Genomic DNA, 15,095 nt, shown 5'->3' with positions numbered 1-15,095 from the left:
CGCTATGGACGAGGCCCCGGGTCGCCCCGGGGCCTCTTGCGCCACAGACTCGAACGAACGGCCTAGTACTTGAAGCTGTAGTACTTGGTCCAGCCTGAGGCGCGAGTACCGGGGCCGAGCAGCGTACTGGAGCCGGAGCATCCGAAGTCGGTGTACACGGAGAGCCATTCCCTTGTGTCGTTGAAGGGCTGGTAGGCGACCGTGTTGTTGAAGGTGCGGCACGTACCGCTCGGCGGGTCGGTCCACGTCCACTGACTCCCCTGAGGGCCCTGCCAGCTCAGGGTGCCGGTGGCGGCTTGGGCGCTGGTGGACAGGCCGACGACCAGCATGGCGGAGGCCGCCATCGGTGCGGCTACCGAGCAGGTCTTCTTGACCCACTTCTTGAAAGTCATGAGAGTCCTCCGTTTCGCACGGTACCCCGGCCGGGGATCGGCGCAAGAAGATCACAGAGCCCAGTTCGTAGGGCTCGCTTTACCGAGGGGATCACCCTTATGGCCCAATAGGCACCGGCATCGGTTACGACGCCGACCCCGGTCGTCGGCTCCAGCCTGGTGCCGAGGCCCGTCACGCCGGAACTCGAGCAGGGCGTTCACCCACACCGCGAGCACGACTCCTCAGGAAGGCAGCGACCAGCGTCGGCGGGAGCGACGCCGGCACCACCTTCTGGGCTTGGCAGCGGAAGTGATGCCGGCGTCAGTCGGTGGTGCCCTGTCGGCGTGGGTTTTCACCGTTGTGCGGGCTCGTGGGCGTGCCGGCGTGCGGCGGCCACGGTGGGGGTGGGCTGGTCCGGGTCGAGGGTTGGTTCCCGGGCGATGGAGCGTGCGGGGAGGGTGCCGGAGACGTCCGGCCCGTTGGCGGCTGCTTCGAAGAGTGCCGTGCTCCGGGCGGCGAAGTCCGGGCCCGGCAGGGGATCTCGGAGTCGGGTTCGTGCAACCAGCCGGCGGTGACGGCGGTGGAGGCGTAGGCCATGAGTTCGGTGACGGCGGCCGTCCGGGTAGCGCGGACGGTGCGCTTGACCAGGTGCCGCAGGACCCTGAGGAGGGTCGTGGTGGAGGTGCTGGTGACGGTGTGGGCGGCGGGGTGCCGGTCCGAGCTCGTGGTGTTCCTGGCAGGCGGTGGGCTCGGGTGGGGGCTCGAGGTCGTCGGTCTGCTGGTGCCACCACTGGGCGGTGATCTGCTCGCCCTGGGCGACGTGGTAGAGGCAATAGGCTGGGGCGGGCTGGCCGACGCCGGCGGCGAACTCCCACCACACGCGTGCGCCGTCGTCGGTGTCGGCTCGGTGACCGGCGTGGCGGACGCCGACGACACCAAGGCCGACGCCTACTCCTACAGCCCCCGAGGCCTCCGCATCCTCGCCCAGTCCACAGAACCGGTCGCCCAGCCCTACCGCTTCACCGGCAACTACGAGGACCCCGCCGGCCCTTACCACCTCAAGGCCCGCTACTACGACGCCACCATAGGCCGCTTCGCCCAACCGGATCTCTCCGGCGGGGAACAAAACCCCTACCTCTACGCCGCAGGCGATCCCGTCAACCGCAATTACCCCACCGGAAGTCCTGGAAGGCACCACGCGAGGGCTGCTACGTCGTATGTCTCAGCGGCGGCCTGACGCTACCACCCGTAACTCGGCTTGGGCGTCGGCTCTCCGAACGTGAGCGGCGGCCTGGAAACCAGCGGTTCCGACGCGGCACGCGGCGGATCAATGAACCGGGAATGCGGAGCGGGGAGCGCAACGGCATCGGTCTCCAACACAGGGGACGTGAGTATGGGAGCGGGAACCGAACATCACAGTGATTCAGGGTGCAGCGCGAAGGGGGAATGCACGCGGTGAACGAGATCACACTGGCAGCAGTCAATTCCCATCCAATGAGACTGCCCGGTTGGGGAGTGACACTCTTTGCAGCCGTGTTCATCGCGGCGGCGATCTTCGTCGTCGTGCAACTGACGCGACGCCGTGGCCGCTGAACGGGGCCGATTCACCGGTTGCCCTCCCGTACCGACAGCGCCAGACCCCCATCGCCCGCGACGGCGCGGCAGAGTCCTGAGCTCCACACTGTCACCTCTTCGTCGGCCGTCATCCCTGGCAGCGCCGCTGCATCGACGGGGGCGGTGGTGATCCGGTGCATGGTGTTCTCCGGTGGATTGATCCGGTCCGTGGCATGTGGCAGGGCGTTCGGTGTCATTCGTGCCGGCTCAGCGCCCGCAGCGCCAGCCGGCCGCACAGTGCGGCGAGCGGCAGCTCGGCGCCGAGCGCCATGGCGACCGCGGTGGCGAAGTCGCCGCCCGGGGCCGCGGTCGCGGTGTCGAACCAGGCGTCCACCACAAGCAGCGTCGCGGTCGCGGCGGCTGACAGGGCGTGCCGCCGGTCGCCACGGGCGGCGAGGAGGCCGGTGGCGATCAGGCCGAGCGCCTCCAGCGCGTCGAGCCCGACCCAGGCGACCGGCCAGTGCGCCGCGGTCGCGGTGGCCGGCAGGTCGGTGGCCAGCACGAACAGCCACGGCAGGAGGGCGAGCCCGCAGGCGACCAGCAGCCGCCCGGCCCGCCGCATGCCCCGCGCCGGGCGCGGCTCCTGCGCCTTTTCGAGGAGCGGAATGGCCTTGGCGCCGACCACGTCCTCGTCGCACGTACCCAGTTGACGCATCATCTTTCCCCGCTCCCCGCCGACTCTCCCCTTCATGTGCTCCACCCTCCGCCGCACACCAGGGCGCCGTCGGTCACGCAGGTTTCCGACCTGGGGTGGAGAAAAGTGCACCCCCGAACCGGGCGAGAACGTCATGGCACGGGGATGGCCTGCGGCTTTACCGTCTGACGCATGCAACTCACCACGTGGCTGCGGCTGGTGCCGGGCCCGCCGTTCCGCAGGGCAGGACATCGGACCGCGCTTGGTGCGCCGACACAGCGATCCGCTCGACCGGCTGACACCACGCGAGCGGGAGGTGCTGGAGCTGATGGCGAGCGGCCGGTCCAACTCCGGCGTCGCCGCCGAGCTGGTGGTGAGCGACAGCGCGGTCGCCAAGCACATCAACAGCATCTTCACGAAGCTCGACCTGCCCAAGGCCGACGCCGACCACCGCCGCGTCCTGGCGGTGTTGCGCTTCCTGGGCGTTGCGACCGCATAGTGCGCGATCACGCCCTCGTACCCAGTCGACAACGGTGCTGAGCAGCACGTACAAGTTGGTGCGTGATAGTGGGTGAGGTGTCACGCCAGGTGGATGGAACGATTGCGCTGTGGCGGTCACGGTCAACCGGCAGGTGCCGGCGCATCGGCTGCTCACGGGGCTCTCTCGGCCCGCTTCCCGAAGCGGAACTGCCTGGTTCCTGGTCGGCCGTTTCCCGTACCGTCAGGGAAACCTTTTCACCCTATGTGATGAGTCGCCGGTTAGTCGCTGTAGGGCAGGGCAGAGGGCCCTGTGAAAGGCGGTGATTTTGTGGACGAGAGGATTCGCAGGTACTTCATCCGTTTCTCGCTGGTGGGTTTGCTGACCGCAGCTGTGCTGGGCTTCGCCTCGGGAGGTGTCTTCGGCGCTCTGGTGGGCGCGGGAATCGGCTTCGTCATGGCCGCCGGCGGCGTCCTGTACTGGGCTGAGCACGGTGGTGCCCGTCGCCATCCGTCGGCGGGTGAGGTGCCATCAGGTGATGTGGACGGCCGACGCCTCGGAAGTGCTCGCCGCGTACCCCACCAGAGGGCGGCCAGGTCGACTGGTTGGCCGTACCTCGAGTACTGACCTCGCGAGCGACTCGACCGGTTTGACCGACGGCCTCCCGTGCTTGGCCCAGGGCACGCTGCTGGAAGATGACCAGCGCCTGCGGGGCACCTTGGGCGGTGATGTCGGCGATCCGCTGGCGGCGCACGTCCGGATTCCTGGGCTCCTCGGAGCTGGGCCGGACTACCTCATTCCTGCACGTCCAGCACCCCGTGGGGAAACGGTCGGCCAGGAGCGTGAGGACCGCCGAGGGAGGCTAGTCCCTGCAGGTGGTGGTGCCGGGCAGGCCCGTGACGGCGTCTTCCCGGGCTCGCTGGTGCGGGGTACTGCCAGCGGGGAGGGGAGCCCCCGCGTCCGTGGGGGTGTTCCGACGTTCCAGTCGTACCGGGCGGCCGCGTCCATGTCCCAATCGGCGTCGCCTGGTCTTCCCCGCCGACGCGAGGGCGTTCCGACGCGGCGGTCCTGGAGCCTGGTCAAGCCGGCCGACTTGCTGATAGCGGAGGGAGTGGTCGACGACATAAGCCACGAGTGCCTGCGGATCCTGCTCCGCGAGGAGGGCATCTCGTTTCAACGCATGAAGACCTGGAAGGCCTCCCGCGACCCGGACTACGCGGCCAAGAAGGCCCGCGTCGAGCAGCCTCTACGCGATCGCCGACAGCGAGGTCACGCCGGAGGAAGGCGAGCCCGAAGTCATCTTGTGCCCGGATGAGTTCGGGCCGCTCAACCTCCAACACCACCCGGGGCGGTAGTGGGTCGAGGGCGGCGGACGGCACAAGGGCCTCAAGCGGGAGCCCAGGCCCCGCCGACGGGCGACCCACACCCGCCTACATGGGGGGTCCGGCACCTCACGGCGAAGGCCTGCGTGAGACGGTCGTCCCGGTCCTGGCCTCGGTTGAACGGCGGGAGTCCATGGCGGAGCGGGTTCGGAGCCTTGGCCGACCGGATGCGGCGGAGTGGCTTACGGAGGTGCTGCTTGCCGTCGCCGCGACGGCTGCAATCCCCGATCACTTTGCGACCCGACATCAGTTGGGTGGGAGCCAGCCCCGGCCAGAGCAGGAACGGCAGTCCTGCCAATGGTCGCTCTCAAAAACCTCGCCTGTTCCTTTGCAGTGCCGGCATCGCGCCCACCCATCGCTGCGGTACCGCTGCACGTCTTCCGATCTGCGTCTCGCCCTCGACAGGTTTCCCAGCACAGAAACCACTATGAGCACAATGCCAGCAGAATGAAGAAAACTACCACTTGAAGCACTGTCCGACGACTGGGAAATCATCCCTCCCGTGAAGAACAACAAGACGCCTAAGAGTCCCATTTACTCCGGGAGCAGCAGTGCAGCAGTGCGCTGCGCCGAGCGACGTTGCCGCCGCTCGAAACAGCCGATCCGCACCGCCGTGGTCTCCCCTCCCCTCTCTGCGCCGGGCGCGCGGTGGAGTCCATCGTGGCCACTGAGCTCTTTCAGCGTTGCCTCTCCAGGGCGAGGACGGCGGCTGCGATGACGGTCATGCGGATGGGGCTGCAGCAAGCTCTGCGGAAGATGCGCCACGACTACAGTCGGGCGACGTTTCGTTCGACGGGTGCTCGTGCCGCTGACAGGGCCTGATTGATCGTCCGCTGGGTCGGGTTGAGGTCCTGGTGTGGAAGGCGTCTGATCGGGGTGGTCACCCAGGAGCCGGCTCCGATCTAGGCGCGGTCTGCGAGGACGGGTACGCCATGGCGTTCGTAGATCCGGATGATGCGGTGGGGGCGGGCTGCGGTCAGGTCGTGGGTGCGGCCGGGCAGGACGGGTGAGATCCACAGCAGATTGCCCTCGGGATCGGCGATGACCTGCACGTTCACGCCGTGGCGACGGTGCTTGTGGGAGAAGTGGCCCGGCTGTCGCCGACCCGGTCGCACTCGACGAGCGTTCCGTCGAGCAGGACGTGATCGGGATCGGTTTCCCGCAGGACCCGCAGTAGGCCCGGCGCCCTGCGGGCCAGGTGGCCGACGACGGCGGTGACGTAGGTGTGGGCGGTACCGACGGATATGCCGAAGCCGGCGGCGATGTGCGCGAGCGGGTCGTGTCGGCGCAGGTAGACCAGGGCGACGAGAGCACGCTGATGTGGTCGGAGTTTGCAGCGGCGGTCACCCTCACTGGTGACGATGAGCATGCTTACCCACTCGACCAGAGCGTGAGGCAGGTCGAGTGCGGCAAGACAGGGAACCAAAGAGGCTCTCGCGTGGGTGAGTTGAGACGCCGAACACCTCTCTCAACGGCACAGGAGTCTCGTGCGCTGCGGGCCACTGACCGGTCACCCGGTCAGTGGCCACTCTGAAAGAGCTCACTCATCTCCGGCGGCGGCCCCGCACGGTGCGCCACAGGTGCGGCCGGCCGCGGGGGCGCCGCAGGAAGCAGGAGCGGCGTCTGGGTGCTGCGGGGAGCGGGAGCGGCGTCGGACGGCGAGGCCGGCGAACCCGGCCCGCTGGTAATGGGCGGCGGCCCGCGGCGGCTTGCCGTCGGTGCTGGCGGAACTCCGAGGGTCGCACTGAAGACGGCGACTACGGCCGTGCACTGGGCGACCGCCACCCACTGCCACTGCCACTGCCACTGCCACTGCCGTGAGGCGAACTCCTGCCGGACGGCACGCACGTCTGTCCATACGGAGGACACCTCTACCGGCCTGGCGGACAACCGCAGCCGCCCCGTCAGCACCGCACTGACCACGAAAGAGACGGCATTTACGCGCCCGCTCTTCCTACCGGCCTGCGGCCGCGGTGGGCGGACCCGGCTACAAGGGCAAGGCCGATCCCCGGCGGGCTTGTGCCCGGCACCGGACTCGGGTGCTGGGCACAAGCCCGCCGGGCATGGCCTCACAGCCGGCGGGTGAACATCCTCCGGTTGGCGAAGTTGCGGTAGCCGGCGCGCTGGAACGCCTTGGCCATGCCGATGTTGCCCGCGTCGCAGTCCCCGCGGATCTCGCCGAAGCCCGCTTCGACCAGCACGTGCGTCCCCCGGGCGACCACGGCGGTGGCGTAGCCTCGGCCCCGGCCGACCCTCGCGATGGCGACCAGGCCGATCACCGCCGAGCCGGCCGTACGCGCCGGCATGCTGATCGCCACGGGTGTGTCCGCCGCGTCGTAGCCGATCTCGAACCAGGCGGGCCGGTGGTCCATCTCCAGCATGTCGGCCACGTTGCGTTCGGCAGCGCTGCGCAGGCCGTGCTCGGCGATCTCGGCCTGGAAGATCGAATCCGCGGTGTCGGTGAACGTGTCGGACAGCAGCTCCACGAAGGGCTCTTCGCCCAGGTCGGCCAGGGAGCGCCAGTGCAGCCGCTCGTCCTGGGCCGGCATCGGGTCGCCCACGGTCCATTCGTATCGGCGGCCGTCGCGGGCGACGGTGAAACCGGCGCCGACGAGCAGCGTCTCGCGCAACTGCGGATCCCGTTGGAACTGGGGGGCCTGGGCCGGCGTGTCCAGCACGTGGCCCTGGATCTTCGCGCCGAGTTCGCGGGCCTGCTGGGCGGCGTACGCCAACAGCGCCCGGCCAGTGTCCGGGTCGCCGGGTTCCAGCAGCACGATGTCCATCGGAACGTTCCGCCCGGGGATCGTCCACAGCACGACGTTGCCCGCCAACCGGCCGTCACACTCGGCCACCAGGCACCACTCGGGCCGGGTGCACCCGCTCTCCAGCAGGCTTTTCAGGTAGGCGGCGGTGGCGGCATTCCGTTCACCGTCGTCCGAAAAGGTCGTCAGCGCGGGTAACTCGTCGGGTCGGGCGGTACGGACTGTCAGCATGTTCAGCTTCCTTCCTCACGATCTCGGCAGAACATGCAGGGTACGTATTGAGAGAGAGAAGCGGGGGGAAACAGTGCGCGTGAACACCAGGCAGGCACACTGGCGAGCACCGGCCGCAGACCGAACCGGCACCGGTGTTCTCGGCGAACTGGCGCTTGAGATCGGCGATCCATGGCCGGGTCTGGCCAAGAAGGGCGCCTGGCTTGTTGCGCCGCCTGGTGAGGGAGCTGAGAGGATCCTCGTCGCTGTTCTGCTCAGGCGACGGCTCGGTGTGGCTCAGGGCTTGGCGCAGGAGGTCCAGTACTTCGTCGGCTGATGGGTCTGGGGTGGTCAGCGGCGCCAGCCGGTGTGCTTCGACCGTTTCGGTGAGCAGGGCCCGGGCTTGGCCGGGGGCGGGGTCGAGGTTCTGGGAGGGGCGAGCGGGTTTCGAGGTCAGTGAGGTTGCGGCGCGGGAGGCGGAGGCGGAGACAGTTGCGACGCAGCGCATGTTCGGGGTCGACGGCGCCCGGGATGCAGAGGATGACTCCGCGGATGGAGCGGGGTCGAGGTGGGCGGGAGGACGTCTGGCCCACCCCCGTTCCGCCGCGCGGGCTACTCCGGCGTGGCGGACCCCGGCGGCCGGGACCGCGTGCAGGAGCCTGGACGCACCCCACGCGACGTACCCCACCGGGAGGCGTCAGTACTCATGCGACCCCAGTTCAGGACGCAGAATGTGGCGTCGGCCCCGGGCTTCCTCTCGACCGCCGAGTGCACCGACGTCATCCGGGCCATGAACGAGTCACCTCGCGAGCCGGCTCAGGTGGTCCGCGCCGGCGAATCGGTTCTCGACTCCTCGCTGCGTCTTTGCTTCGACCACCATCTCCCTGAGGATCACAAGCGGCGCATCGGCGAGCGCATGGCGTCCTACTTCGACGACCATCGCGCGGCGTTCGACTCGGACGCGGACTTCCTTTACGGCCCGTACTTCATGTCGTACGAGAAGGGCAGCTACTTCCGCGCGCACCGCGACGTCGCCAACCACAAGGACGATCCGCCGCGGCTCGCCGCCCACCGCTGGTCGCTGCTGCTGTACCTCAACGGGCGCCGCGCCACCGGGGCCCTGCCGGCGTTCGACGGTGGCGCGCTCACCGTTTACGAGACCGATCGCCGCCTGCCCGACCGCCGGGTGGTCGTCGTCCCCGAGCCAGGGATGCTGCTGCTGTTCCGCTCCTCATTGATGCACGAGGTGGCGACCGTGCTGGACGGCACGCGGTACGCGGTCGCCGGATGGATGTCCAGTGCCGGCTCCCCCGCCCTCGGAGGCCCGCGATGACCTACCACTCCCCCGTCAACGAGTCGGTTCGGATGCGGGTGTCCCGTGACACCGACCGCGAGACGCGGACCGCGCTGGCGGCGTTCTGCCGCCGCAACGGCTACCCGTACCTGTTCACCGAAGTGCTGGAGCCACTGCTGTGCGGGCAGGGGCTCGTCCTCGCGCTGGCCGTGACGGAGCGGCCGTGGCCGCCCAAGGGCATCGGGTCGCAGACCATCGAGGCAGTGGGCATCGCCATGATCGGAACCGAGGGCCGGGCCCATCTCACCCCAGTCCTGACCGACCGGAGGAACGCCACCAACATCGGTCTCGTCGGCGCCCTGACGAAACAGCTACTCGAGCACCTGCGCGAGGCGGACGTCCCGTCCGCCGACTATCTGGTGCGCCAGGGCGACCGGGCACTCGAGCACGCCCTCGAACGTGCCGGCTTCGCCGAGGCGGAGTTCCAGTCGTCCACCGACTTCGCCGACTATCTGGAGTTCGCCGCCTCGCCACAGAAAGTCCTCGACGCGCTGGGCCTGGCGACACTACGGGTCGGCGACCTCCTGTCACTGAGCCTGGACGGCGGGGAACTCGACCGGCTGGGTTCCTACCACTTCGCGCTCACCGCCGGGCTCACGGCCTACCTGCAGGACTCCCTCAGGCACTCGGCCCTCCTCCCGGGCCTGATCGACCTCGTCGCCACGCTGCCGCCCGGGGGCGTCCCGCCCGGCACCCCCGGGCCACCACTGACATGAACCGTACGGCGTCCTCGCCCGGGCAGACGCCGCCCGGCACACGAGCGTCGACGGTGTCGCTGGTCGTCTCGACGCTGGACGAGGGCTCCGAACTGCACGCGACCATCGAGTCGGTGTACGCCGGATCCGTCGCCCCGGACGAGACGATCATCGTCGACGACGGCGGCACAGACGGCAGCTGCGCCCTGCTGGAACGGGAGCAGTGGCGGGCCCGCGGCGTCGTCGTACGCCGCATTCGGCGCAGCGGCGTCGCTGCGGCCCGCAACGCGGGCGCCCGGCTCGCCCACGGTACGCACCTGGTATTCCTCGACGCACACTGCCGGCTTGAGCAGAACTGCCTGGCACGCCTGCGGGCGGCCCTGGACGCCTGGCCCCACGCGGTCGTCGCGCCCACCGTGCACGATGTGGCCGGCACGTCGGCGGGTTGCGGGGCGCGGCTGATCGACGCCCACCTGCGGGTGCGCTGGCTGCCCCCTGGACCCGACGGTGCCACCCCGTACGCCGTGCCCCTCGCGCCGGGCGGCTGCCTCGCGGTACGACGGGCGACCTTCCACCGGCTGGGCGGCTTCGGCGCCTTCCGCGAACTCGGCATCGAGGACGTGGACTTCAGCCTCCGGGCATGGCGGGCCGGGCTCGAGGTGCTGGCCGTACCGGGGGCACGGCTGGCACACCGCTTCCGCACGTATCCGCCGTACCGCCTGAGCGGTACGAGCCGCGCCTACAACCTGGCGCGGGCCGCGCTCGTCCACTTCAGCGGTTCCCGGCGCGAGGAATGCCTGCGCAAGGTGATCGGTACCCCGAGGGCCGCCGAGGTGCTGGTCGAAGCGTTCGCCGGCGACTGGGAGGCACAGCGGGCCGCCGTCGAGGCGACCAGTGTGCGCCCCCTGGAAGCGTACTTCGAGACGTTCGGTGACTGGCGCTGAGGCCCCGCCCTGCGCAGGTCGGCGGCGCGAACGGTCGGCTTCCGCAGCGCCGTTCGGGCAAGGCGACGTGCCCTGTCCCCATGACGAAAGCCCGCACATGACGCCGTGGTCGTCCACGGTGCGGACGTGGCTCCCGCCTCCCGCGTCCGCTCGGAGTACGTCCGCGGTTCCGAGGACATGACCGGCGTGAGCACTTGGGGCGGGTGGCGTTACCTGGCGGTGCGGACCTGGGCGGGGGGCGGCGCTACTTCACCGCTCCGGTGCGGAACGGGTGACCGCCGTCGTCGATCCGTAGCGTGCCCGAGCGGGGGCCCTGGGTCCATCTCAGTTCCAGGTACCAGCGCACCTCGCTCTTCGACGTGTGCGCGGTGACATCCAGGACCAGGGGGGTTCCGGCGGACGCCTCGTACGGGAAGCCGCGCCTCGGGCTCACGGCCCGGGGCTCGGGGGCGTCCAGGTCCACGGCGAACGGGTGCTGTGCGTCTGTGCCTTGGCAGTCCGTGTAGGTGACTTCGGCGGGCGAGGCTTCGGCGGACAGTACCCGGACGTCCATGGCGGTCATGGTCACGGGGCCCTCTGCCGTGCTTCGCACCTTCAGGCGGAAGGTCGTGGGACGGGTCCGAGTGCCGTCCGTCCGGGGGCAGTCGTCGCCGGACGGGACGACGGCCGCCGAGAGGGGGACGTTCCCTCCGGCCGCCCCGACCTCCTCGGTCGACGGGTCGGGCACCGTGATGGCCGGGGCCGTCAGGTCCGGTACCGACTCGGCCCGGAACCGGTCGATGGCAAGCGCTCCGGAGGTGCTGAGGGCGACCACGGCGGCCCCCAGCAGGACGTACCGCGAGACGAGTTGGCGGGCTCGCGGCGTCGGCTCCGCGACAGTCGGCGGACTCTGGACAGCCGGTACCGGCGCGGGCACCGGCACCTCCGCACGCTCCGACGGGCTCGCCCCCCTTCCGCGCCGCGCCTCGTCCGCCACCGCCCATCGCCGGTGCAGCTCCAGCAGCTCCTCGGGGTCCGCCCGGCAGATCCGGCCGAAGCGTTCGATCGGGGCGAACTCGGCCGGCACCGAGTCACCGGTGCAATAGCGGTGCAACGTCGAGGTACTCAGGTGCAGCCGGCCCGCGAGAGCGCCGTAGCTGAGGCCCGCGCGCTCCTTCAGCGAGCGCAGCATCTCTCCCAGCCCGGCCGCCGTGTCGGCGTCCCTCACCGTCCTCACCCCACCCACACGTCCCACCCGGTGTCCCATGCGGCCGCATCCCGCCTGGTCAGGGGGTGCGGAACGTTCCAGCGTCCCGGAACGGCCGTCCGGGCTGGCCCGGGACGGATGTCCCGGGCAGGCTGCGATCACCAACCGGCAAGCCCGACAAGAAGATCATCACACACCTCGCCGGACGACACGCGCGCGCACGCGAGGCCCTCCAGCCGACCGACCGATCCGCCCCAGGATGGAAATGATCGTCATACGCCAGACCCGCTCGTCCCGAAGATCCCTGATGCGCCGGCCGGCGATGGTGGCGAGAAGCACCGTGCTCGGTGTGCTCCTCGCCCTGCTGCTGTCCGTCTCCGGCGTCTTCCTCTCCGCCACCCCCGCCCGGGCGAACGACTACTACAGCAGCATCACCGAAGCCTCCGCGGCCAACGTCGACTGGATGTCGCGCGTCCCGGACGGGCACCAACCTCGCCTGGCTCTCGGTACCCGGCACCCATGACAGTCTGGCGCTCTGCGGGGACACACCGGACCCGGACACGGGCCAGTGTTCGGGCATCGTCACCAGCATCACCCAGACGCAGGAGAACCACGGCTTCAGCGCGAAGACCCTGACCACCCAGTTCGACGCCGGCATCCGGGCGCTCGACATCCGGGTCCGGGTCGACAAGGGTGACGAGGGGCTGAAGTTCACCGTCCACCACGGCGCCACCTATCAGTACGCCAACTTCACCGACGTACTGAAGGTCACCCACGACTTCCTGAGCGACCACCCCGGCGAAACCGTCCTGATGAACCTGAAGGCGGAGTGCACCGGCTCCACCTTCTCCTGCAAGGACGCCGGCGGGTTCGGGACCGACGAGTGGCGCAAGAAGGTCTTCGACTCCTACCTGGACGGCCGCTCGTACACCGGGGACGGCGACGAGAGCACCCCGTCGACCGCCTGGCGCAACCTGTTCTGGGGCCCCTCGGTCACCGGCAGGAGCCAGTCGAGCCGCGTCCCGACGCTCGGCGAGGTACGCGGCAAGGTCGTGCTCCTCGGCTACCGGAACACCGGCGGCGGCATCTACGGCGGCTACGGGCTGCAGCAGCCCTACCCGTCCGGCGGCTCCAACGAGGAGTACGTGCAGGACGACTTCGAGCTCTCCACCATCAGCGACATCGACGACAAGTGGGAGAAGGTCCGCGCGCACCTGCGCCGGACCAACGGCACCTGGGACGGCAGCCGCCCCGGTGAGAAGGACCACGAGTACGAGCAGGACGCGCTGTATCTGAACTACACCAGCGGCTCCGGGGCCGGCGTCCACCCCTACACGGTGGCGGGCGGCACCCCGACGGCGACCGGTGTGAACAACTTCCTCATCCAGTGTCTGCGCGCCGAGAAGGACCGGTGCCCGGAGTTCTACGCCGGACGCGACGACCGGTTCGGCGGGCGGTCCGACCTGGACCGCATGGGCGTCATGATGATGGACTTCCCCGGCGGGAAGCTCATCGACGAAATCATCGCCCGCAACTCCGTGACCCACACCGACATCCGCGATGTCATGGTGGTCGGCGATTCCATCAGCCACGGGTACGAGGGCGATCACACCTGGCGCTACCGGCTGTGGGACTGGGCCAGGAGCGAGAAGTGGCCGGTCACCTTCGTCGGACCGTACCGGGGCACCGTGCAGCAGGCCGACGCGCAGCCGCCGCGGCCGCCGGTGCTGGGCGAGAGCGGCGGCGGCGAGCCCACGGAGCCGGGTCCGGGCGACCCACGCGTCCAGGGCGAGTACGCCGGGGACGTGAATACCGGGTTCTCCGCCGGCGGCTCGGCTCACTACGCCCTCTGGGGCCGTTCACTGACCCGGACCGTGCCGACCATCAAGCCGGTGATGCAGGAGCTGCAGGCCAAGGGCCGGACGCCCGACCTGCTGCTGGTCGAGCTGGGTTTCAACGACATCGGCTGGTACGGGGCGGGCGCCGATCTGGTCGGCACCATGAAGAAGTTCGTGGACAACGCGCGGGCGGTCAACCCGGACGTACGGATCGTCCTGGCCAACGTCCCCCAGCGGACCACCCTGGGCGACGCGAACCCCGCCCTCCCCCAGCGCATCAGCGACTACAACGCGGCCCTCGCCAAGGCGGCCCCCGGCTGGAGCACCAGCGCCTCGCCGGTGGAACTGGCCGACCTGGACACGGCGTTGGGCTGCGACCCGAAGGCGACGACCTGCTCCACCACCTACGACGGGCTGCACCCCAACGCCTTCGGCGAGTACCGCATCGCCCAGGCGTTCGGCTCCGTGCTGCACAAGGAGTTCGGCATCGGCGCCGCCGCGCCCGACGTGCCGGACAGCGCACCCGGCCGGTCGCTCGCCACGCCGTCCGGCCTGAAGTTCGACGGCACCCAGCAGGGCGTCACCGCCACCTGGAACAAGGTCTTCGGCGCGCACACCTACGACGTGCAGTGGCGTGACGTCACCACCGACTCGAACGCGGACTGGCAGGACGTGGTGCCCGGCGTGAGCGCCCCGCGCTACGACATGTCCTGGCAGTTCACCGACCAGCCCTATGACGGCCACACCTACGAGGTGCGGGCCCGCGCGGTCGCCGGTGACGGCGCGGCCAACCGTTCCTCGTGGTCCTCGGCGGTCCGGGGCAAGGCGGCGCCGACGACGGCGGGGCGGCCGCCGGGGCTCACCGCGACGGCCGGCGCGGGCTCGATCGACGTGCGCTGGTCGGCGCCGACCGACTCGCACAGCGGCTCGATCGTCCGGTACGCGGTGTGGGTGTACGACAAGAGCACCCCGACGCATTACTCCCGGATCATCGGCTACCCGGCCTCCGCCCGCTCCGCCAGGATCACGGGGGTCACGGCGGGTCACGAGTACGTGATCCTGGTCTGCGCCTGGAACGCGTCGGGTGAGGGGAAGCCGAGCACGAGCGACACGGTGGTCCCGGGCTAGCGGCCGGGCCCCGTCTGTGCCGAGCGCTCTGTTCGGGGACACGTTCCCGGTGGGGCGCTCGGCCACAAGCACCGAGGAGAGCACGGCATGGCGATCAGGCGGATGGACGATGCCGGCAGCGTCGTCGAGGACATGGACGCCGCCGCCGCGTTCTTCGGGGAACTCGGCATGGAGCTCGAGGGCCGGGGGTCTGGCCCTTCCTCTTCTGGGCCCCGTGGACAGCGCTTCTCGAAGAGCGCACCGAGTACTCGTTCTCGTCCGACAGCATCGATGACGCGTACGAGTTCCAGCCGGCGACCTGGATCAACCTCGTCCTGCACGTCCTCGTCGTACCGACGGCAGTCGCCGCCTCCCGCCACGTCCACCGGCTGTCCGCCATGCAGGCGGCCACACTCAACAGTCGACCGCACGCCGCTCACCTGCGGGCTGTACCGGCCCTCTCTCCACGGCTTCGTCGTACCGTCCCGCCGCCGGGTCGTCGAGAGGACGCCCGCGTGG

The 15,095-nt window shown here is 70.0% G+C and carries 12 protein-coding genes and 4 pseudogenes; 11 read left to right on the top strand and 5 right to left on the bottom strand.

All coding sequences use genetic code 11. The features are described 5' to 3' along the window. Positions 1-62: 62 nt before the first annotated feature. Entirely contained in the window at positions 63-392 is a 330-nt protein-coding gene (locus ACZ7N4_RS23615) for a hypothetical protein (protein WP_471360895.1), read from the bottom strand. Between the two features lie 653 nt (positions 393-1,045). On the opposite strand from ACZ7N4_RS23615, the gene ACZ7N4_RS23610 reads away from it, so the two are divergent. Then, positions 1,046-1,609 carry an RHS repeat-associated core domain-containing protein gene (locus ACZ7N4_RS23610; RefSeq protein ID WP_471360893.1) on the top strand — a complete coding sequence of 188 codons (564 nt, stop codon included), beginning with the start codon at positions 1,046-1,048 and terminating at the stop codon, positions 1,607-1,609. A 218-nt stretch (positions 1,610-1,827) separates the two neighbouring features. Next, a complete protein-coding gene (locus ACZ7N4_RS23605) occupies positions 1,828-1,965 on the top strand; it encodes a hypothetical protein (RefSeq protein ID WP_471360890.1) in 138 nt (45 codons plus the stop codon). Between the two features lie 214 nt (positions 1,966-2,179). On the opposite strand, the gene ACZ7N4_RS23600 is transcribed toward ACZ7N4_RS23605, so the two are convergent. Continuing rightward, complete coding sequence (locus ACZ7N4_RS23600) at positions 2,180-2,677, bottom strand: hypothetical protein (protein ID WP_471360888.1); 498 nt, start codon at positions 2,675-2,677, stop codon at positions 2,180-2,182. 202 nt (positions 2,678-2,879) lie between these two features. On the opposite strand from ACZ7N4_RS23600, the pseudogene ACZ7N4_RS23595 reads away from it, so the two are divergent. Together ACZ7N4_RS23595 and ACZ7N4_RS23590 are read left to right on the top strand one after the other, a co-directional pair. Then, positions 2,880-3,119, top strand: a pseudogene (locus ACZ7N4_RS23595) (response regulator transcription factor); the annotation flags it as partial. 931 nt (positions 3,120-4,050) lie between these two features. Further along, a pseudogene (locus tag ACZ7N4_RS23590) lies at positions 4,051-4,537 on the top strand (transposase); the annotation flags it as partial. Between the two features lie 620 nt (positions 4,538-5,157). Here the strand turns inward: ACZ7N4_RS23590 and ACZ7N4_RS23585 are convergent. Together ACZ7N4_RS23585 and ACZ7N4_RS23580 are read right to left on the bottom strand one after the other, a co-directional pair. Then, positions 5,158-5,906 (bottom strand): annotated as a pseudogene (locus ACZ7N4_RS23585) (transposase). Between the two features lie 643 nt (positions 5,907-6,549). Beyond that, complete coding sequence (locus ACZ7N4_RS23580; protein ID WP_471360886.1) at positions 6,550-7,473, bottom strand: mycothiol acetyltransferase; 924 nt, start codon at positions 7,471-7,473, stop codon at positions 6,550-6,552. Between ACZ7N4_RS23580 and ACZ7N4_RS23575 the strand changes: the two genes are divergently transcribed. The 4 genes from ACZ7N4_RS23575 (at position 7,472) to ACZ7N4_RS23560 (ending at position 10,445) form a co-directional block, all read left to right on the top strand. Beyond that, positions 7,472-7,789: a hypothetical protein gene (locus tag ACZ7N4_RS23575; protein WP_471360883.1), complete on the top strand. Its 318-nt coding sequence runs from the start codon at positions 7,472-7,474 to the stop codon at positions 7,787-7,789. The genes ACZ7N4_RS23580 and ACZ7N4_RS23575 overlap by 2 nt on opposite strands. 453 nt (positions 7,790-8,242) lie before the next feature. Further along, positions 8,243-8,785, top strand: coding sequence for a 2OG-Fe(II) oxygenase (locus ACZ7N4_RS23570; protein WP_471360881.1), 543 nt, complete (start codon positions 8,243-8,245; stop codon positions 8,783-8,785). After that, positions 8,782-9,522: a hypothetical protein gene (locus tag ACZ7N4_RS23565; RefSeq protein WP_471360879.1), complete on the top strand. Its 741-nt coding sequence runs from the start codon at positions 8,782-8,784 to the stop codon at positions 9,520-9,522. The genes ACZ7N4_RS23570 and ACZ7N4_RS23565 overlap by 4 nt, the downstream gene beginning before the upstream one ends. Then, positions 9,519-10,445, top strand: a complete 927-nt coding sequence (locus ACZ7N4_RS23560) for a glycosyltransferase family 2 protein (RefSeq protein WP_471360876.1) — start codon at positions 9,519-9,521, stop codon at positions 10,443-10,445. The genes ACZ7N4_RS23565 and ACZ7N4_RS23560 overlap by 4 nt, the downstream gene beginning before the upstream one ends. Positions 10,446-10,689: 244 nt before the next feature. On the opposite strand, the gene ACZ7N4_RS23555 is transcribed toward ACZ7N4_RS23560, so the two are convergent. Continuing rightward, positions 10,690-11,652, bottom strand: coding sequence for a helix-turn-helix domain-containing protein (locus tag ACZ7N4_RS23555; protein ID WP_471360874.1), 963 nt, complete (start codon positions 11,650-11,652; stop codon positions 10,690-10,692). Positions 11,653-11,896: 244 nt separating this feature from the next. Here ACZ7N4_RS23555 and ACZ7N4_RS23550 point away from each other — a divergent pair, with 244 nt between their 5' ends. The 3 genes and pseudogenes from ACZ7N4_RS23550 to ACZ7N4_RS23540 all read left to right on the top strand — a co-directional run. After that, a complete protein-coding gene (locus ACZ7N4_RS23550; RefSeq protein ID WP_471361008.1) occupies positions 11,897-12,154 on the top strand; it encodes a hypothetical protein in 258 nt (85 codons plus the stop codon). Positions 12,155-12,158: 4 nt separating this feature from the next. Then, the gene (locus ACZ7N4_RS23545) at positions 12,159-14,597 is read left to right on the top strand and encodes a phosphatidylinositol-specific phospholipase C domain-containing protein (protein WP_471360998.1); all 2,439 of its coding nucleotides are present in this window, start codon (positions 12,159-12,161) and stop codon (positions 14,595-14,597) included. Positions 14,598-14,684: 87 nt separating this feature from the next. Then, positions 14,685-14,786: pseudogene (locus ACZ7N4_RS23540) on the top strand (VOC family protein); the annotation flags it as partial. Between the last annotated feature and the right edge of the window lie 309 nt (positions 14,787-15,095).

The organism is Streptomyces sp. NPDC107654 (assembly GCF_055639035.1).
This window is presented reverse-complemented; position numbering and strand designations above follow the sequence as displayed.